Annotated in this window: 17 protein-coding genes and 2 pseudogenes; 5 read left to right on the top strand and 14 right to left on the bottom strand. The window is 72.3% G+C overall.

Translation table 11 applies throughout. The annotated features are described in order from the left end of the window. Position 1 precedes the first annotated feature (1 nt). From galE to Dvina_RS03780, 6 genes are all read right to left on the bottom strand, one after another. On the bottom strand, positions 2–967 hold the full coding sequence (gene galE, locus Dvina_RS03805; RefSeq protein ID WP_223100973.1) for a UDP-glucose 4-epimerase GalE: 966 nt from the start codon (positions 965–967) through the stop codon (positions 2–4). A gap of 228 nt (positions 968–1,195) precedes the next feature. Next, positions 1,196–2,176 (bottom strand): porphobilinogen synthase, encoded by a 981-nt coding sequence (gene hemB / locus Dvina_RS03800; RefSeq protein WP_223100972.1) that lies wholly within the window; start codon positions 2,174–2,176, stop codon positions 1,196–1,198. A 20-nt stretch (positions 2,177–2,196) separates the two neighbouring features. Continuing rightward, the gene (locus Dvina_RS03795; protein WP_223100971.1) at positions 2,197–3,780 is read right to left on the bottom strand and encodes a bifunctional uroporphyrinogen-III C-methyltransferase/uroporphyrinogen-III synthase; all 1,584 of its coding nucleotides are present in this window, start codon (positions 3,778–3,780) and stop codon (positions 2,197–2,199) included. Beyond that, the gene (hemC, locus tag Dvina_RS03790; RefSeq protein ID WP_246656488.1) at positions 3,764–4,654 is read right to left on the bottom strand and encodes a hydroxymethylbilane synthase; all 891 of its coding nucleotides are present in this window, start codon (positions 4,652–4,654) and stop codon (positions 3,764–3,766) included. Before hemC ends, Dvina_RS03795 begins: the two co-directional genes overlap by 17 nt. A 35-nt stretch (positions 4,655–4,689) precedes the next feature. Next, on the bottom strand, positions 4,690–5,976 hold the full coding sequence (locus tag Dvina_RS03785) for a glutamyl-tRNA reductase (RefSeq protein ID WP_223100969.1): 1,287 nt from the start codon (positions 5,974–5,976) through the stop codon (positions 4,690–4,692). Continuing rightward, positions 5,973–6,695 (bottom strand): redox-sensing transcriptional repressor Rex, encoded by a 723-nt coding sequence (locus Dvina_RS03780; RefSeq protein WP_223100968.1) that lies wholly within the window; start codon positions 6,693–6,695, stop codon positions 5,973–5,975. The genes Dvina_RS03785 and Dvina_RS03780 overlap by 4 nt, the downstream gene beginning before the upstream one ends. Positions 6,696–7,097: 402 nt before the next feature. On the opposite strand from Dvina_RS03780, the gene Dvina_RS03775 reads away from it, so the two are divergent. Both Dvina_RS03775 and Dvina_RS03770 read left to right on the top strand, forming a co-directional pair. Further along, complete coding sequence (locus Dvina_RS03775; RefSeq protein WP_223100967.1) at positions 7,098–8,402, top strand: sensor histidine kinase; 1,305 nt, start codon at positions 7,098–7,100, stop codon at positions 8,400–8,402. Between the two features lie 29 nt (positions 8,403–8,431). After that, positions 8,432–9,076: a response regulator gene (locus Dvina_RS03770; RefSeq protein ID WP_223100966.1), complete on the top strand. Its 645-nt coding sequence runs from the start codon at positions 8,432–8,434 to the stop codon at positions 9,074–9,076. On the opposite strand, the gene Dvina_RS03765 is transcribed toward Dvina_RS03770, so the two are convergent. The 3 genes from Dvina_RS03765 to Dvina_RS03755 are packed head-to-tail and all read right to left on the bottom strand — an operon-like array spanning position 9,065 to position 11,456. Beyond that, on the bottom strand, positions 9,065–9,712 hold the full coding sequence (locus tag Dvina_RS03765) for an HAD family hydrolase (protein WP_223105305.1): 648 nt from the start codon (positions 9,710–9,712) through the stop codon (positions 9,065–9,067). The two genes, Dvina_RS03770 and Dvina_RS03765, sit on opposite strands and share 12 nt — an antisense overlap. Then, positions 9,697–9,948: a glutaredoxin family protein gene (locus tag Dvina_RS03760; protein ID WP_223100965.1), complete on the bottom strand. Its 252-nt coding sequence runs from the start codon at positions 9,946–9,948 to the stop codon at positions 9,697–9,699. Before Dvina_RS03760 ends, Dvina_RS03765 begins: the two co-directional genes overlap by 16 nt. Continuing rightward, entirely contained in the window at positions 9,945–11,456 is a 1,512-nt protein-coding gene (locus Dvina_RS03755; protein ID WP_223100964.1) for an AMP-binding protein, read from the bottom strand. The genes Dvina_RS03760 and Dvina_RS03755 overlap by 4 nt, the downstream gene beginning before the upstream one ends. A gap of 472 nt (positions 11,457–11,928) precedes the next feature. Here Dvina_RS03755 and Dvina_RS03750 point away from each other — a divergent pair, with 472 nt between their 5' ends. From Dvina_RS03750 to Dvina_RS03740, 3 genes and pseudogenes are all read left to right on the top strand, one after another. Further along, entirely contained in the window at positions 11,929–12,852 is a 924-nt protein-coding gene (locus Dvina_RS03750; protein ID WP_223100963.1) for a sigma-70 family RNA polymerase sigma factor, read from the top strand. 169 nt (positions 12,853–13,021) lie between these two features. After that, a pseudogene (locus Dvina_RS03745) lies at positions 13,022–13,888 on the top strand (DUF5667 domain-containing protein); the annotation flags it as partial. A 537-nt stretch (positions 13,889–14,425) separates the two neighbouring features. Beyond that, on the top strand, positions 14,426–15,202 hold the full coding sequence (locus tag Dvina_RS03740; protein ID WP_246656486.1) for an HAD family hydrolase: 777 nt from the start codon (positions 14,426–14,428) through the stop codon (positions 15,200–15,202). Here Dvina_RS03740 and Dvina_RS03735 read toward each other — a convergent pair. The 5 genes and pseudogenes from Dvina_RS03735 to Dvina_RS03715 form a co-directional block, all read right to left on the bottom strand. Then, the gene (locus Dvina_RS03735) at positions 15,199–16,056 is read right to left on the bottom strand and encodes a lysophospholipid acyltransferase family protein (RefSeq protein ID WP_223100961.1); all 858 of its coding nucleotides are present in this window, start codon (positions 16,054–16,056) and stop codon (positions 15,199–15,201) included. The two genes, Dvina_RS03740 and Dvina_RS03735, sit on opposite strands and share 4 nt — an antisense overlap. Before the next feature lie 127 nt (positions 16,057–16,183). Further along, positions 16,184–17,123: pseudogene (locus tag Dvina_RS03730) on the bottom strand (NAD-dependent epimerase/dehydratase family protein); the annotation flags it as partial. A gap of 87 nt (positions 17,124–17,210) precedes the next feature. Continuing rightward, entirely contained in the window at positions 17,211–17,312 is a 102-nt protein-coding gene (locus Dvina_RS03725; protein ID WP_007465623.1) for a 30S ribosomal protein bS22, read from the bottom strand. Positions 17,313–17,429: 117 nt separating this feature from the next. After that, entirely contained in the window at positions 17,430–17,645 is a 216-nt protein-coding gene (locus Dvina_RS03720) for a helix-turn-helix domain-containing protein (protein ID WP_033363444.1), read from the bottom strand. Between the two features lie 145 nt (positions 17,646–17,790). Then, positions 17,791–18,975 (bottom strand): ABC transporter permease, encoded by a 1,185-nt coding sequence (locus Dvina_RS03715; protein ID WP_223100960.1) that lies wholly within the window; start codon positions 18,973–18,975, stop codon positions 17,791–17,793. Positions 18,976–18,982: the final 7 nt, after the last annotated feature.

The raw sequence follows: 18,982 nt of genomic DNA, 5'->3' as shown, positions 1-18,982 counted from the left end.
CTCAGGCGGCTGTGACGGCTTCGGCGGTCGAGCTGGTGACGATCGAGTGCAGGTTGTGGGCGGCGCGCCAGCCGAGGCGGGCGCGGATGCGGGCCGGGCTGGCGACGACCGCGGCCGGGTCACCGGGGCGGCGCGGGGCCTCGTCGTAGGGCAGGGGCCGGCCGAGGGCGCGGCCGACGGCGGCGATCATCTGGAGCACCGAGGCGCCTTCGCCGCGGCCGACGTTGAGGACCTCGTCGTGCAGTTCGCCCTCGTGCAGGGCGAGCGCGGCGCGGACGTGCGCGTCGGCGATGTCGGCGACGTGGACGTAGTCGCGCACGGCGGTGCCGTCGGCGGTCGGGTAGTCGGTGCCGTAGACGGTGGCCGGGATGCCGAGGGCGGCGGCGCGCAGCAGGCGGGGCACCAGGTTCGTGCCGCCCTCGTCGCGCAGGTGGGGTGCGGCGGCGCCGGCGACGTTGAAGTAGCGCAGTGCCCCCCAGCGGAAGCCGCCGCCGGCCGCGGCGTCGCGCAGCATCCACTCGCCGATGAGCTTGGTCCGGCCGTAGGCGTTCTCGGGCTCGGCAGGGTCCTCTTCGCGGACCGGTGAGCGGCGGGGGGTGCCGTAGACGGCGGCGCTGGAGGAGAAGAGCACCGAGCGGGTCTCCTCGGTGGCGGCGACGGCGGCGAGGACGGCCCGCAGCCCGTCGAGGTTGTCCCGGTAGTACCGCAGGGGGTGGGCGGTCGACTCGGCGACGTCCTTGCGGGCGGCGAGGTGGATGACCCCGTCGGGCCGGTGCCGGCGCACGACGTCGAGCACCGCCGCCGCGTCGCGCACGTCGGCCCGCAGCAGCGGCACCCCGAACGGCACCCGCGCGGCCTGCCCGGTCGACAGATCATCGATGACAATGCATTCGACGCGCGCCTCTTGCAGCGCGGCGACGACGTGCGCGCCGATGTATCCGGCGCCTCCGGTGACGAGCCATCTCACAGATGGCGCAACGACGGGCGAACCCACCCAATCGGGGAACTGTCGTGTTGCTGACAGTCGGCCGGGACCGAGATTCACACGGGGGTGCCGTAACCCGGCCTATGAGCTGCGACAACTATTTTGCCGGAGACTCCGCCCGGGAAACGCCACAACACGCCCGATATGCCCGATTCGAGATACGCAGGAAGGCCGCGACCGGCACCCGGTCGCGGCCTTCACGGCGGTGCGTCAGAGGCGGCGCAGGAGGCGGGCGGCGTCCGCGGCCCAGTAGGTGAGGATCAGCTGGGCGCCGGCCCGGCGGATCGAGGTGAGGGTCTCCAGGACGGCACGCTCGCGGTCCAGCCAGCCGTTGGCGACGGCCGCCTCGACCATCGCGTATTCGCCGGAGACCTGGTAGGCGGCCACGGGGACGTCGACCATCTCGGCGACCCGGGTGATGACGTCGAGGTACGGGAGGGCGGGCTTGACCATGACCATGTCGGCGCCCTCCTCGATGTCGAGGGCGACCTCGCGCAGGGCCTCGCGGAGATTGGCCGGGTCCTGCTGGTAGCTCTTGCGGTCGCCGGTGAGCGTCGACTCGACAGCCTCGCGGAAGGGGCCGTAGAAGGCGCTCGCGTACTTCGCGGCGTAGGCGAGCAGCGACACGTCGGTGTAGCCGGCCCGGTCCAGGGCGGAGCGGACCACGCCGACCTGGCCGTCCATCATGCCGGACGGGCCGAGGACGTGGGCGCCGGCCTGGGCCTGCGCGAGGGCCATCAGCTCGTACTGCCGCAGGGTCGCGTCGTTGTCGACGGAGCCGTCGGGGGCCAGGACGCCGCAGTGGCCGTGCGAGGTGAACTCGTCGAGGCACAGGTCGCCCATGACGACGGTGGCGTCGCCGACCTCGGCGATGACATCGCGGATGGCGACGTTGAGGATGCCGTCCGGGTCGATGCCGCCGGAGCCCTGCTCGTCACGGGTCTGCGGGACGCCGAAGAGCATGATGCCGCCGACGCCCTCGGCGACCGCCTCGGCGGCCGCCTTGCGCAGGGACTCGCGGGAGTGCTGCAGCACGCCGGGCAGGGAGCTGATCGGCCGCGGCTCGGTCAGCCCCTCCTTCACGAACATCGGCAGGATCAGGTTTGACGGCTGCACGTGCGTCTCGGCGACGAGCCGGCGCATCGCGGGAGTGCGACGCAGCCGGCGCGGCCGGATCTCGGGAAAGCCCATCGGTGGGACCCCTTTGTTGACTAGCGGAACCTCAGGGCGGTCGGGCCCTGCACCTTCGAGCCGCGGCGCTGCTTGGCCGGCATCGCGGCCAGCTTCTCGCGCAGCTCCACGGCGTAGCTCGCGAGGGCCTCGACCAGGTCGGGCACCGACGCGTGGGCCGGCTGGACGTCGACGCGCAGCCCGAACTCGACGGCGGTGTCGGCCGTCTTCGGGCCGATGACCGCGACGACCGTGCGGGCGTGCGGCTTGCCGGCGATGCCGACCAGGTTGCGCACCGTCGACGACGACGTGAAGAGCACCGCGTCGAAGCCGCCGGACTTGATCGCGTCGCGGATGTCGGCCGGCGGCGGGGCGGCGCGCACCGTGCGGTACGCGGTCACGTCGTCGACCTCCCAGCCGAGCTCGGTGAGCCCGGCGGCGAGGGTCTCGGTCGCGATGTCGGCCCGCGGCAGGAGCACCCGGCCGACCGGGTCGAGCACCTCGTCGTGCGGGGAGAACTCGGCCAGCAGGCCCTCGGAGGACTGCTCGCCGGTCGGCACCAGCTCGGGCACGATGCCGAAGCCGCGGACGGCCTCGGCGGTGGCCTCGCCGATGCAGGCGACCTTGACGCCGCCGAAGTGCCGGGCGTCGAGGCCGTGCTCGGCGAACTTCTCCCAGACCGCGCGGACCGCGTTGACCGAGGTGAAGACCGTCCAGGCGTAGCGGCCGTCGACGAGGCCCTTGATCGCGCGCTCCATCTGGGCCGGGGTGCGCGGCGGCTCGACGGCGATGGTCGGGACCTCGCACGGGATCGCCCCGTAGGCCCGCAGCCGCTCGCTCATCGCGCCTGCCTGCTCCTTCGTGCGGGGCACGAGGACCTTCCAGCCGTACAGCGGCCGGTTTTCCCACCAGCCGAGCTTCTCGCGCTGGGCGACCCCGGCACCGAGGCACAGCACCACGCGGCCGGCGAAGCCGAGCGCGGCGGCGACCATGCTGTCGACGCTCGAGGCGGAGCTGTACTGCGTCTCGCCCGTCCCGTCGCCGGTGATCGAGACCGGCGTGGCCGGGTCGACCCCGGCCGCGAGGAGCCCGTCACGGACGGCGGCGAGATCACCGGCGTCGACGGCGAGCGCGGACGAGCCGCGGGCCACGGCGGCGGCGATGGACTCGAAGTCGACGGACTGCACGTCGTCGACGTCGGCGGTCACGCGGACGCCGGGCAGTGGCACCCCGGCGTAGGTGGCGACCCCGGCGGCCTGGCCGATGCCGGGCACGACCTCGAACGGCACCGCGGTGCGGGCGACGGCCTGCACCTCCTTGAGCACGGTGTCGTGGGCCATGGGGTCGCCGCCGACGAGGTGGACGGCGCGCAGCCCGGAGCGGGCCGCGGAGAGCAGCACCTTGGCCACGTCGCCGGGCGCACCCTCCGCCGGGCTGAACTGGCATTCCGGGTCGGCCTCGGCGCGGATCGCGGCGAGCAGCGGCTCCGGGACGTTGCGGTCGTGGACGACGTGGTCGGCGGTCACCAGCGCCTCATGGGCGCGGCGCGTCAGCAGTCCGGGGTCGCCGGGGCCGGCCCCGACGAAGGCGATCCGGCCGGTGCTGCCCTTACGGGTGCGGGTCATGCTGCACTCCCAGTGCGTTGTCGGCGCCTTCTTCGCGTAGGTCGCGGGCCAGGGCTCGGCCCACCTCCGCGGCGTCGGCGAGCGTTCCGGTGCGCGAGAGCCGGAGGGCGAAGCCGCCGTCCGGGCTGAACACGGCACCGCGCAGATAAATCTCGGGCCCCTCATCGCCTTCGGCGACCTCGGCCAGTGCCGCGATCGGTGCGGAGCAGCCCGCCTCGAGCTCGGCCAGCAGCGCCCGCTCGGCGGTGACCGCCGCGCGGGTGTATTCGTCGTCGAGCGCGGCGAGGATCTCGCGCAGCTCGGCATCGTCTTCGCGGCACTCGACGGCCAGCGCGCCCTGTGCGGGTGCGGGCAGCATCAGCAGCGGGTCGAGCACCTCGGTCGCCTCGCCGCCGCGGTCGATGCGCACCAGCCCGGCGTTGGCCAGGACGATCGCGTCGAACTCGCCCTCGGCGAGCTTGCGCAGGCGGGTGTCGATGTTGCCCCGCAGCGGTACCGCGGTCAGCCGCCGCCCGAGCGCGTTGATCTGGGCGATCCGGCGCAGGGCCCCGGTGCCGATCCTCGCGTCGTCGGGCAGCTCGTTGAGCGTGAGCCCGCCCCGGGCGACGAGCGCGTCGCGCGGGTCGGCGCGGGTCGGGATCGCGGCGATGACCAGGCCCTCGGCGCCCGCGGTGGGCAGGTCCTTGTAGGAGTGGACGGCGAAGTCGATCTCCTTGGCCAGCAGCGCGTCGCGCAGGGCGGAGACGAAGACACCGACGCCGAGCTGTGGGATCGGCGCGCTGGAGCGGTCGCCGGGCGTGACGATCTCGACGAGGTCGACGTCGCGGCCGGTGCGGGCGCGAACGGCCTCGGCGATGGTCGTCGACTGCGCCATCGCCAGCGTGCTGCCCCGCGTGCCGAGCCTGAGCGTCACGGGTGCACCTCGGAGGCGTGGGCGGGGTCGATCTCGGCGGCCGGGATGTGCAGGTCGAACAGCTCGCGCAGGGCCTGCGCGTAGGCCTCGCCGCCGGGCGCCGCGGCCAGCTGCCGGACCCGGACGGTCGGCTGGTGCAGCAGCCGCTGGACGATGCGGTGGATGCTGTGGGCGACCTCGGCCCGGGCGGCGTCGCCGAGCTCGGGGCAGCGCTGGGCCAGCCGGCGCAGCTCGGCCTCGACGACCTCGTCGGCCCGGGCCCGCAGCGCGGCCACGGTCGGGGCGACGTCGGCGCCGCGCAGCCAGGTCAGGTACGCCTCGACCTCGGCCGCGACGATCTCCTCGCCGGCCCGCTCCTCGGTGTCGGCGGTGCCCGACAGCGACTCGGACAGCAGCTCGATGTCGACGAGCGTGACGCCGGGCAGGTCGCGCACGGCCGGGGCCACGTCCCGCGGCAGGGCCAGGTCCAGCACGAGAAGATCACGCCCGGCGCCCGCGATGAGGGGGGCGTCGAGGACGTGCTCCGGCGACGCGGTGGCGCTGACGACGACGTCGACCCGCTCCAGCAGCGACGGCAGCTCGGCGAACGGTACGGCCTGCGCCCCGTGCAGCTCGGCGAGCCGCTCGGCGCGGGCGTGGCCACGGTTGGTCACGTAGAGCGGCGACGCCCCGGCCCGGCGCAGGGTGGCCAGGGCCAGCGCGCCCATGGAGCCGGCGCCGATGACGAGGGCGGGGTGGCCCTCGACCGGCGCGGTCGCACCCTGGCCGTAGGCGAGGGCGGCGCTGACGACGCTCTGCCCGGCCCGGTCGATCTCGGTCTCGGCGTGGACCCGCTTGCCGACCCGCAGGGCCTGCTGCAGCAGCTCGTGCATGAGCCGGCCGGCCGTGCCCTGCTCGCCCGCGGTGTTGTAGGCGTCGCGGAGCTGGCCCAGGATCTGCGACTCGCCGACGACCATCGAGTCGAGGCCGGCGGCGACGCGGAAGGCGTGCCGGACGGCGTCGGCCTCGTAGTGGACGTACAGCTGCGGGGCCAGCTCGCTCATGGGCAGGCCGGCCCGCGCGGCGAGGAGCCCGCCGATGTCGGCCAGGCCGCCGTGGAAGGCGGTGACGGAGGCGTAGATCTCGACGCGGTTGCAGCTGGACAGGACCACTGCCTCGTCGACGTACGGCATCCCGACGAGCTCGGCCAGCACGGCCGGCGCCTCGCCCGGCGCGAGGACCAGGCGCTCGAGCAGCGGCACGCTCGCGGTGCGGTGGGAGAGCCCCACGACGAGCAGGTTCATGACGCCACCTCCGCTCCGCCGTGGGCGTTCTTCTGCACCGCCGGCAGCGCGGTGAGCGCCGACTTGCGGTGCTCGTGGAACGACAGGATCTGCAGCTCGATGGCCAGGTCGACCTTGCGCACGTCGACGCCCTCGGGGACGCCGAGCACGCAGGGCGCGAAGTTGAGGATGCTCGTCACACCGGCCGCCACGAGGCGGTCGCAGACGTGCTGGGCGGCGTGGGCCGGGGTCGCGATGACGGCGATGGAGATCGACTCGGAGTCGACGATCGCCGGCAGGTCCTCGATGTGGTGCACGACGAGGCCGTTGATCTGCTCGCCCACCCGGCCGAGGTCGGCGTCGAAGAGGGCGGCGATGCGGAAGCCGCGGTTGCCGAAGCCCGCGTAGCCGGCCAGGGCGTGACCGAGATTACCGACACCGACGAGCGCGACGGCCCGGCGGTGGGTGAGGCCGAGCACGTGCTCGATCTGGTCGATCAGCACCGTGACGTCGTAGCCGACGCCCCGGGTGCCGGTGCGGCCCAGGTGGGACAGGTCCTTGCGGAGCTTGGCGGAGTTGACCCCCGCGGCCGCGGCCAGGCCCTCCGAGGAGACCGTTTCGTGCCCCTCCTCCGCGAGGTGGTGCAGGGCGCGAAGGTACTCCGGAAGCCTGGCGACGGTCGCCTCCGGCAGATCCGGAAAGTCCGGTCCGTCGGTGGGGCCGGTGCGCTGCTGGCTCATGAGTCTCCGAGACGACGACGACGGCGGCGTTGTACGAGGCCGCTCGCAATGGCGACTACCGCCTGTGCTAGCGGGGTTCGTCGTTGCAACAGAGTAGGCGCTTGTGAAGCGGTGCACAAATCGCGATCTTGAAGACTCGGCGCCCACCACGTAGAGGTCAGCGCCCGCCCGTGCGGATCGCGCACGCGAGAAATGCCCCCGCGGCACGTGGTGCCCCCTTTCTGCGACGCGGTCGGCAGCAGGCGGGCGCTGTGACCAGTATCTCCATAATTCCGGCATTTGCCGCACCCGACACGCCCTTATGTAGCGAGACTACACGTTTTTTCCGTAGGGCTGCCCCTACCATCAAGTGGCCGGGCCGCGGGATGGGAGGCGAGGGCTGCGATGCCTAGCGTCAATGGCATGACGACGACCATCACCCCACTCGGCCCGGGCCGCACCTCCCGCATCTTCCGGCAGCTGGGGATCGACACGCAGTACGTGCTGCTCGGCCTCCCCCTGTCGATCATCACCATCGTGCTGTGCGTCACCGGCTTCTCCCTGGGCGTCGGCCTGATGGTGCTGGTCATCGGCTTCCCGGTGCTCTTCGCGACAATCTTCCAGGCCCGCGGTTTCGCCACCCTTGAGCGCGCCCGGGTCGGCCCGGTCCTGGGCATCGACCTGCCCCACCCGTACTACAAGAAGGCGAAGCCCGGCGCCGGGTTCTGGAAGCGCACGTTCGTGCCGCTCACCGACGGCCAGTCGTGGCTCGACCTGGTGCACGGCGTGTTCCGGCTGATCCCGAGCGTCCTCGCCTTCGCGTTCGTGGTGGTCTGGTGGGCCGGCGCCCTCGGCGGCCTGACCACGGTCCTGTGGGACTGGTCGATCCCGCGCGGGCCGGACATGCACGACCTGCCCGAACTGCTGGGCCTGGGCCGCGGCACCACGGTGCGAATCCTGTTCCACACCGGCCTCGGCCTGATCTTCGCGCTCACCCTGTTCCCGGTCGTGCGCGGCGTGGCCCTGCTCGAGGCGCTGTTCGCCCGGGCCCTGCTCAGCGGCGTCAGCGAGCTGCGGGAGCGGGTCTACGAGGCCGAGCGCAGCCGCGACCGGGCCCGGGCCCAGACCAGCGCCGCGGTGTCGGCCGAGGCGACAGCGCTGCGCCGGCTGGAGCGGGACATCCACGACGGCCCCCAGCAGCGGCTGGTCCGGCTGGCCATGGACCTGGGCCGGGCCGACCTGCAGTTCGACAACGACCCCGGCGCCGCCCGGGCGACGGTGGCCGAGGCCCTCGCGCAGACCCGGGAGACCCTCGAGGAGCTGCGCGCGCTGTCGCGCGGTATCGCCCCGCCGATCCTTGTCGACCGGGGCCTGCGGGCCGCGCTGACCGCCCTGGCCGCCCGCTCGATCGTGCCTGTCGACCTGGAGCTGCCGGAGATCGACCGGCTGGCCGAGAACGTCGAGACGACCGTCTACTTCGTGGTCGCCGAGGCCCTCACCAACGTGGCCAAGCACTCGCACGCGTCCGAGGTGAAGGTGGCGCTGCAGCGCTCCGTGTACGGGATGCTCGTCACCGTCGAGGACGACGGCGTGGGCGGCGCGAGCCTGGCCAAGGGCCACGGGCTGACCGGCCTGGCGGACCGGGTCCGGGCGGCCGGCGGCGAGCTGACGGTCACGAGCCCCCCGGACGCCGGCACGAAGCTGGTGGCGATCCTGCCGATTCCCTGAGCGGCCCCCCGGCGCCCTAGGATCGGCGCGTGCGGGTTGTGGTTGCGGATGATTCGGTACTGCTCCGCGAGGGCCTGGTGCGCCTGCTCACCGAGAGCGGCCACGAGGTCCTCGCCGCCGTCGGTGACGGCCCGAGCCTGGTCGAGGCGGTCGTCGAGCACCGGCCCGACGTGGCGATCGTTGACGTGCGGATGCCGCCGTCGCACACCGACGAGGGGCTGCGGGCGGCGGTTGAGGCCCGGTCCCGGGTCCCGAAGACGCCGATCCTGGTGCTGTCGCAGTACGTCGAGGTCTCCTACGCCGACGATCTGCTGGCGGACCGGGCGGGCGCGGTGGGGTACCTGCTGAAGGACCGCGTCTCCGAGGTCGCCGACTTCCTGGAGGCCATGCAGCGGGTCGCCTCCGGCGCGACGGTCCTCGACCCCGAGGTCGTCGGCCAGCTGCTGGTCCGCCGCCGGCGCGACGACCCGCTGCGCAGCCTCACCCCGCGCGAGCGGGAGGTCCTGGGCCTGATGGCCGAGGGCCGCTCCAACACCGCGATCGCCCGCAAGCTCGTCGTCACCGACGGCGCGGTCGAGAAGCACGTCAAGAACATCTTCACGAAGCTCGACCTGCCGCCGGACGACGAGCAGCACCGGCGGGTGCTGGCGGTGCTGGCCTACCTACAGGGCTGAGGCGATCTCCACGGCCTCCACGAGGGAGTAGGCGACCGGGAGGCCCGTCGCCTTCAGCAGTGCGGCGTCGGTGAAGCCGCCCGCGTAGAGCACCGCGGTGGCGCCGGTCGAGCGGGCGGCGTCGCCGTCGTCGACCGAGTCGCCGATCAGCACCACGCCGGCCGGGTCGATGTCGAGAGCCTCCAGGTGCCGCTGCAGGTAGGTGGCCTTGCGGTGGCCGCCGACCGTGCCGGGCAGGCCGTCGACGCGGGTCAGCCGCGCGTTGAGGCCGTGCCGCTCGACCTCGATCAGCAGCTCGTCGTGGAAGAACATGGACAGCAGCGACTGGGTGCCGGGCCACTTGGCCATGGCCTCGAGGGCGTCCGGGACGAGCCGCACCTCGGCCATCCGCTCCCGGTACGCGTCGTGGAACGCGTCGTCCAGGAGCTTGAACTCCACCTCGTCGACCGGGCGCTCCAGGACGTGCGCGTAGTAGTCCAGAATCGGCCGGCGGAAGTCGCGCCGGTGCTCGTCAGCGGTGATGACCGGGCCGCCGACGGTGGCCAGGCAGACGTTCGTGGCGTCGACGACCAGCTTGAGGTCGTCGAGGAGGGTTCCGTTCCAGTCCCAGACCAGGTGCTTCACCCGGGAGAGGATAGCCGCAAGTCGCGCCGGAGTCGCTCCTCTTCTACCCGCCAGTAACCGTGCTCGCGGCCGTCCAGCAGCAGCACCGGGATTCGCAGGCCGTACTCCTCCTCCAGGTCCTCGTCGCCCTCGATGCTCACCTCCGTGAACCCCTCGCCGGTGTCGGCCGCGACCCGGGCCAGGACCGCCTTGGCGTCCTCGCACAGATGGCAGCCCGGGCGGGTGTACAGCGTCAGGCGCGTCGTCATCGCAGCGATCCCTTCCTGACCTTGCCGGTCGCCGAGTGCGGCAGCTCCGCCACGAACTCGACAGCGGTCGGGCACTTGAAGCGGGCCAGGTTGCGCTCGCAGTGCGCGATCAGCTCCTCGGCGCTGACCCGGGAGCCGGGGACGCGCACGACGAGCGCCTTGACGGTCTGGCCGGTGTACGGGTGCGGCACCCCCAGCACCGCGGCCTCGACCACCGACTCGTGGGCGGCCAGGACGGACTCGACCTCGTGGGGGTACACGTTGAAGCCGCTGACCAGGATCAGCTCACCGAGGCGGTCGACGATGAACAGGTCACCGTCCTCGTCGGCGTAGGCCACGTCGCCGGTCGCCCACCAGCCGTCCGGGCCGGGGCCGCCGGACGCGTCGGGCCAGTACCCCAGGAAGAGGTTGGCGCCGCGGGCGACGATCTCGCCGGGGTCGCTGGTGCCGTCGTCCTCGTCGTCGAGGACGTCCTCGCCCCCGGTGTCGACCAGCCGCACCTCCACTCCCGGGATGGGCCGGCCGATGGCGCCGGGCTTGACCGAGGGGCTGGCGAGGGTGCTGGTGAGGACCGGCGCCGCCTCGGTGAGGCCGTATCCCTGGTGCACCGGGCGCCCGGTCGCGCCGGCGAAGCGCCGCTCGGCCGCGGGGTCGAGCGGCGCCGCCCCGCACACCGCGAGGCGCACCCCGGCCCACGCCGCGGCGAGCCGCTCGCCCATCAGCGACCAGGCGATGAACATCGGCGGCACCCCGACCACCCCTGTCACGCCGTGCCGCTCGATCACGTCGAGAGAGTCGGCCGGGTCGAAGCGCTCGACGAGCACCCCGCAGGCCCCGTGGTAGGCCACGGCCCCGAGACCGGAGTTGAGACCGTAGGCGTGGAACAGCGGCACGGCGAGCAGGAGCACGTCGTCGCCGGTGACCGGCGCCGGCTCGATCCGGGCCAGCTGCCCGTGGTTGGCCAGCAGCGCCCGGTGCGGGAGCATCGCGCCCTTCGGCGCGCCGGCCGTCCCGGACGTGTAAAGGAGCACGGCGAGATCCTCGCCTCCCCCCACAGAGGGTGACTGAGCAACGCCATCCGGGCCGGTGAGTAATTGGTCGAGGTTCTTCCCGAGCTGGTACCGCACCGGCGGCGCCGAGTCCCCCAGCGCCTCCAGCACCGGGCCGGTGGCGATGAGCACGGCCGTGCCGGAGTCGGACAGCACGTGCGTGAGCTCGCGGGCCGTGTACGCGGGGTTGACCGGCACGGCGACCAGGCCGGCCCGCAGCACCCCGAAGAAGACGGCGGCGAACTCCGGCACGTTGGGCAGCGCGATCGCCACCCGCGCGCCGTCCGTCAGATCCAGGCGGGACAGGCCGGCCGCCACCGCGTCCACCTGGCGGTCCAGTTCGGCCCAGGACAGCTCGGCATCGTGCGAGCGCAGGGCCGGGCGGGCGCCGCCGGCCGCGGCGGCCCGGCGCACGGTGTCGGCGAAGTTGCCGGCGAGGGAAATGGAAGCGTCCTGCACGGTCGCAGAGTCTCCCACAGCCGCTGTCCCGCGGGTGGCTCCAGGCCGACGGAGAGATCACCCGTTACCGATCACCCAGCGCCGTGGCATGGTGCGTGCGGCGATGAGCGGGTCTCGATGCGATGGCCCGTGAGAGGCCCGACACGCCGCATGAGTAAAGGATCACCCGAACGTGTGCCCTAGTCGTGAGATGCCCGCACCAACCGGGCGCATTTACGTCCCGTTTCACCGGTTTAGCGGCGTGTCGCACGGCGTGTCGCCGGAAAGTGACGGACAGCATGTGCGCCGGTCGCACACCTATTCGTGGGTGAATGTGGCCTGCCGCAAAGAGCCGCCCACACGCGGGTGACGCCGGACCTATTATCACCGAAGTCGACTCACCCCATTTGTTGCGAGTTGACACCCCTCACCCCGAGGAGGCCGAAGTGCCCGTGATCGCGCCTAATAAGCCATCCGTACCGGCTTGTGAAGCATGAGCGGTTACCTGCACGTGTTCGAAGCCGAGCACGCACTCGCCGGTGGGCTGTCGATGCTGCGCGACTCCATGCGCGACATGTTCAGCACGGTGATCCGTGGTGAAGGAGGCAGCGTCCCGCGCACGCGCGGTCGCCCCCACACCAACGAGGCGCCGACGCGTTCGGGCCCGGCCCCGAACGCCCGCCCCAACGCCGGGATCAACGGCAAGCCCGCCAACGGCGGCGCCGGCGCCGGGGTCTTAGGCGAGGAGACCGTGCCCATCCCGCACGACGTGCTCGGCGGCACCGACACGCTCACCGAGACCGGTCCGCGCGAGCCCGTCCCGCCCCAGCCGACGCGGCCCGACCGCGGCGACCCGGCCTCGGAGGTCTGGGCGCTCATCGAGCGGGCCCAGGCCGGTGACGGTGCGGCATTCGGTCTCCTCTACGACCGCTACTTCGACACGGTCTTCCGGTTCGTGTACTTCCGGGTCGGCAACCGCCAGCTCGCCGAGGACCTGACCGCCGACACGTTCCTGCGGGCGCTCAAGCGCATCGGCAGCTTCACGTGGCAGGGCCGCGACCTCGGTGCCTGGCTTGTCACCATCGCCCGCAACCTCGTCGCCGACCACTTCAAGTCGGGCCGGTACCGGCTGGAGGTCACCACCGGCGACGTGCTCGACGCGGACCGGCCCGACCGGGGGCCCGAGGGCAGCCCCGAGGCGGCCGTCATCGACCACATCACCAACGTGGACCTGCTCAAGGCGGTCAAGCAGCTCAACCCCGAGCAGCAGGAGTGCATCGTGCTGCGGTTCCTGCACGGCTTCTCCGTTGCCGAGACCGCGCAGACCATGAACAAGAACGAGGGAGCCATCAAAGCGTTGCAGTACCGTGCGGTACGCGCGCTCGCCCGGCTGCTCCCCGACGGATTCCAGCCGTGATCGCAGTCACCTCCGGTTACAGTGCCCCCCGGGGCGCCGTAACCAGCCTCCGCCCTGCACCGTTGGTCCAGATGCGACCGTCGGCATGGCGCACGGCGGACGCGGTGGCCCACCATCCCGCTACCCTGCCGCGCCTGAGTGACGCGATCAGCGAAGGGGGGTGCCTCAGGTGATTGGCTCCGTCTTCCATCGTCGACGGGCTGAGCGACTCGCTCAGCTCCTCGACGAGGCCAAAGGGGCCCGACGCCACCACACGAGGACCACGCTCGACGACTCCCTGACCGACCTGGTGTCGGTCGGACAGCGGCTCGGCGAGCTGCCGGTCCGGGTGGAGGCACAACAGGAGTTCCGCGACGGTCTGCGGGCCATGCTCATGGCCACGATCGAACGCGAGGGCATCGGAGCGACCGCCACGGCGCCCGAGCCCGAACCGACCCGCCGTGCGGGCCTGCGCTCACTGCGCCGGCCTGCGGGGAGCCGCCCGGCAGTCAGCCGCCGGACGCGCACCCGGGGAGCCATCGTCGTCGGCCTCGCCGCCGGCACCCTGGCCCTCTCCGGCATGTCGGCCGCGAGCGGAGACGCCATGCCCGGCGACGCGTTGTACTCGGTCAAGCGTTCGACCGAGAAGGCCCAGCTCGCGCTGGCCGGCTCGGACATCAGCAAGGGCCAGCTGTACCTCGAGTTCGCCCGCACCCGCCTCGACGAGGCGCAAGCGGTCAAGGACCCGACGGGGCTCTCCTCGGTGCTCGACGACATGGACGGCGAGACGCTCGAAGGCGTGCGTCTGCTGACGGCCACCGCGGTGACCCGCAAGGACACCGCGGCCCTGGACGCGATCGACGGCTTCGTGACCAACCAGCGCGGCGCGGCCGAGCGGCTCAAGAGCGGTACGAGCGGCGAGGCCCGGACCCGGGCGACCCAGTCGGCCACCCTGCTCGACGAGATCGACAGGCGCTCCAAGGCGCTGCGGCCGCTCGTCAAGTGCGGCCCGACAGCTGTCACAGTGCCCGACTCGCTCGGCCCGGTGCCGGTGAGCAGCGCCTGCCGGACGGTCAACAAGTCGGGTGGCACCGGGACCTCGGGCCAGCAGCCGACGGGCACCCCGGCGGTCAACGCGCCGAACGGGACCGGGACGACGGGGCGCGCCCCGTCCGTCGGCCAGCCCGGTGCAACGGTCGGCAACTCCCCCGCCGAGTCGGCTCCGGCCCAGCCGGACGAGAACGCCAACTCGGTGTCGGACCCGACCCCGGACCCGGGCAAGTCGGAGAAGAACGGCGGCCTGCTCGACTGGCTGCTGCACTGATTCAACCCGGCGACACGTTCGCGACATGACAGGGCCCGGTGAATGTCACCGGGCCCTGTTGCTGTCTGGTCCTGTCATTATCAGCTGTATACCCGTGACATCAGGTGAAAGGAGATCGACGTGCCCATCCGACCTTCAGCGCTGCGGAGGCGCAGGCCCGCGGGTCGCATCGTCGTCTCCGCCGCCGGCTGGGCGGCGGCCGAGGTCGAGGCCGCACTGGAGATCCCGGCCGACCCGGGCGCGGCCGCGTTCTTCGACGTCGACAACACGATGATGCAGGGCGCGTCGATCTACTACTTCGCCCGCGGCCTGGCCAAGCGCAACTACTTCACCAGCCGCGACCTGGCCCGCTTCGCCTACCAGCAGGCCCGCTTCCGCCTCCTCGCCGCCGAGAACGCCGGCACCGTCTCCAAGGCCAAGTCCACCGCGCTGGCGTTCATCGCCGGCTGGAAGGTCGAGGAGATGGAGCGCCTCTGCGAGGAGATCTTCGACGAGCTCATGGCCGACCGCATCTGGTCGGGCACCCTGGCCCTGGCCCAGCTGCACCTGGACGCCGGCCAGCGGGTCTGGCTCGTCACCGCCGCCCCCGTGGAGCTCGGCCGCATCATGGCCGCCCGGCTGGGCCTGACCGGCGCGATCGGCACCGTGGCCGAGATCGAGGACGGCGTCTACACCGGCCGCCTGGTCGGCGACCTCATGCACGGCCCGGAGAAGGCCCAGGCGATCACCGCCCTGGCCGTGGCCGAGGGTCTGGATCTGCAGCGGTGCGCGGCGTACAGCGACTCCATCAACGACACCCCGATGCTCTCCACTGTCGGCTACGCGGTCGCGGTGAACCCCGACTCGGCCCTGCGCCGTGAGGCCCGCAAGTGCGGCTGGGAGATCCGCGACTTCCGCAGCGCCCGCAAGGCCGCGAAGGTCGCCATCCCCGCCGCCATGGCGACCGGCGTGCTCATCGGCGGCCTGGCCACGTACAGCGCCATGCGCAAGCGCCGCCGCCGGTCCGCCGCCCGAGCCGGCATCGACGCCCCACCGCCGCCCGCTTAGGCGAAGGCGTCGGGGCGGCGGTCCAGGAGCTTGTACAGCGTCTGCTGGATGGTCTCGCGGACCTGGTCGGCGATGTTGAACACGACCATGGGGTCGTCGGCCGAGTCGATGTAGTCCTCGGTCGGGATGGGCTCGCCGAACTCGATGAGCCACTTGCTCGGCAGCGGGACCAGGCCCAGTGGGCCCAGCCACGGGAACGTGGGCGTCACCGGGAAGTACGGGGCGCCCAGCACCCGGGCCAGGGGCTTCAGGTTGGCCAGCATCGGGTAGATCTCCTCGGCGCCGACGATCGAGACCGGGACGATCGGGGTGCCGGTGCGCAGGGCGGCGGAGACGAAGCCGCCGCGGCCGAAGCGCTGCAGCTTGTAGCGCTCGGCGAAGGGTTTGCCGATGCCCTTGAAACCCTCCGGGAAGACGCCGACGAGCTCGCCGTCGGCCAGGAGACGCTCGGCGTCGGGGTTGCAGGCCAGCGTCGCGCCGGACTTGCGGGCCACCTCGGAGAAGAACGGCATGCGGAAGACCAGGTCGGCGCCGAGCAGGCGGAGGTGGCGCTCGGCCGCGGTCTCGTCGTGGACCGCCACCGAGAGCATCAGGGCGTCAAGGGCCACCGTGCCGGAGTGGTTGGCGACGACGAGCGCGGCGCCCTCCTTGGGGAGGTGCTCGGTGCCGGTGACCTCGGTGCGGAACCACTGGTTGTAGAGGGGGCGCAGCAGCGGGAGGAAGACGCCGTCGGTGAGGTGGCGGTCGAAGCCGAACCCGTCGATCTCGTAGTCGCCGGTCAGGCGCTCACGGAGGAAGGCCAGCGCCCCGGCGACCCGATCGTCCCACTCGTCCGGGAGATGCGGGTCAGTCATTCGCCACGCTCCAACGCGGCCCGCGCCGCTCGGGTTCTGCGGAAGCCGTCGAGCAGCGCCTGCTCGACCGACCGAATCGTATCCGCGCGGACCAGCTCGCTGTCGCGGCGGCTCGTCACGTATTCGGCGAACGCCTCCGCGGTGGTGCGCGGGGTGAAGCCGAACTCGCGGATCAGCTTCGAGGTGTCGACGACCCGGCCGTGGACGAACAGGTCGAGCTGGTCCAGGGAGACGCCGGCGCGGCCGAGCCCGGCCAGCACGTTGAGGCCCGGCTCGATGATCGGCATGGTGGCCCGCCCGGCCCGGCGCACGGCCTGCGACAGGGTCATGGTGCCGCCGCCGGCCACGTTGTAGGTCCCGGGGTGGTCCTCGGTCACCGAGCGCCGGAGGACCTCGAACGCGTCGTCGACGTGCAGGAACTGCAGGCGCGGGTCGCGGCCGAGGACCGTGGGCACGACCGGGCGCTCGAAGTACCGCGTCAGGCGCGTCTCCACCGCGGAGCCGATGAACGGCGCGAAGCGCAGCACCGTGGCCGCCACGTCCGGGCGGCGCCGACGGAAGCCGCGGACGTACCCCTCGATGTCGAGCACGTCCTTGGCGAACCCGCCCCGGGGTATCTCGCGCGGCTCGGTGTCCTCGGTGAAGATGGCCGGGTCGCGGAACGAGGCCCCGTAGGCGGCCGTCGACGAGCGCACGATCAGCTTGCGCAGCCGCGGCGCCTGCTGGCAGGCCCCGAGCAGCTGCATCGAGCCGATGACGTTGAGCTCCTTCATCACGCCGCGGCCGCCGTGCTGGTCGGTCGCGGTGGCCACGGCCAGGTGGGCCACCGCCTCGACCCGGGCGTCGACCATCACCCGCAGCACCCCGGGGGTGCGCAGGTCGACCTGCTGGACGTCGATCTTCGGACCGGCGGCGGACAACACCTCGGCGAGGTCCCCCGTGGGCGCCACGTTGTCGACGCCGACAACGCGCTCGATGCGCGGGTCGGCGGCCAGCCGGGCGGCCAGATGCGCGCCGAGATACCGGCTCACCCCGGTCACGAGCACGACGCTGGGTGACGCGGTCACGCGGCTCCGATCGACGAGCCCAATGCTGAGCGCAGACCCATCACCCGGGCGGGCACACGACGGGCCCCCGGGTGATGGGACAGAAGGCTACTTGCCGAGACGACGACGCTGGACGCGGGTCTTGCGCAGCAGCTTACGGTGCTTCTTCTTGGCCATACGCTTGCGGCGCTTCTTGACCACAGAGCCCATACGAGCATCTCCTCGATACAGCGGAACGCGTGCCATCGCTGGCCCGCCTAAGACATGGTTAGCCGTTCAAGGGTAGCCGCATCGCCGCTGGATGAAAAAACGGGGCTCCAAGAGCAACTAGGCGGTCTCGCGGAACGCCTCGCGTAGGTAGGCGTCGACCGCGTGCTCGGGCACCCGGAACGACCGACCCACACGGACGGCGGTGAGATCACCGGCGTGGACGAGGCGGTAGACGGTCATCTTCGACACCCGCATCAAGGTGGCCACCTCGGCGACGGTCAGAAACCTGACCTCGCCCAACCGGCCTTCGGTGGTGTGTGGCGTGCTCGACATCGCGACCTCCGACCAGCGTGCTCGCCCAAGCGCTCGGCCCGGCAGCCCCGGATCGAGCGTTACTCAATCAGCGTGTTACCAGTACGGTAACGGTACGCCTGTGACTTGCACCCCAGGTTCGTCGGAATCTTTTCCGGCAACTTGATCACTCGGTCCGCAGCGCCACCACCGGATCGAGGCGGCCCGCACGCTGGGCCGGGACCACGCCGAAGACGATGCCGACCCCGGCCGACACCCCGAAGGCCAGCGCCAGCGACCACCACGTGATCGCGGCCGGCACCGGCGACAGCGCGGCCACGACGAGAGCGGCGCCGATGCCGAGGGCGATCCCGATCGCGCCGCCGATCGTGGTCAGCAGCACCGCCTCGAGCAGGAACTGCACCCCGATGTCGCGCGGCCGGGCCCCGACCGCCTTGCGCAGCCCGATCTCCTTGGTGCGCTCCCGCACCGACACGAGCATGATGTTGGAGACGCCGACCCCGCCGACCAGCAGCGAGATCCCGGCGATGGCGGCCAGCACGCCGGTCAGCACCCCCAGGATGTCGCCGAGCACCCCGAGGATCTGCTCCTGGGTCACGGCACTGAACTGCGTCCCCGGGTGCCGCCGGGTCAGCTCGGCGATGATGCGGGTGGACAGGTCGCGGATCTCCTCGCGGTTCGGTGCGTTGACCGCGATCCCGTCGACCCGGTTTGTCGCGAGGAGCCGTTGCGCGGTGGTGATCGGCACGTGCACCTCGTTGTCGCGGTCGATCCCGAGACTCTGCCCGAGCTGCTCGAAAACGCCGACGACCCGGAAGCGCACGCCCGCGATCGTCAACTGCTGGCCGACCGCGTCCCGGTCGCCGAAGAGCTTGTGGGCCACGCTCCAGCCGAGCACCGCGACCCGCCGGTTGGTGTCGACGTCGGAGCGGGTCAGGTACGTCCCCCGCGCCAGGTGCCGCACGAAGACGTTGGGCGTGGTCTCGATGACCCCGTTGATGCTCGCGAACGTCTCCGCGTTGCCGGCGGCCACGGTCTCGCCGGAGGCGACGGTCACCGCCACCCGGCTGCGGTCGCCGACGATCTTCGACACGGCGTCGACGTCGGAGAGGTCCATCCGCGACACCGAGGGCGCGGAGCCGAGGTTGACCTCGCCCGGCACGACGATGAGCAGGTTGGAGCCGAGGCCCTCGACCTGCTGTTCGATCTCGTTCTTGGTCCCGGTCCCGATGGCCACGAGCACGACGACAGCGGCGACCCCGATGATCACCCCGAGCATGGTCAGGATGCTGCGCAGCCGGTTGGCCCGCAGGGCATCGATGGCAACCCGCCAGGCCTCAGCGACCCTCATAGGGCGT

It is taken from the genome of Dactylosporangium vinaceum (assembly GCF_019904175.1).
Lineage (GTDB): Bacteria > Actinomycetota > Actinomycetes > Mycobacteriales > Micromonosporaceae > Dactylosporangium > Dactylosporangium vinaceum.
This window is presented reverse-complemented; position numbering and strand designations above follow the sequence as displayed.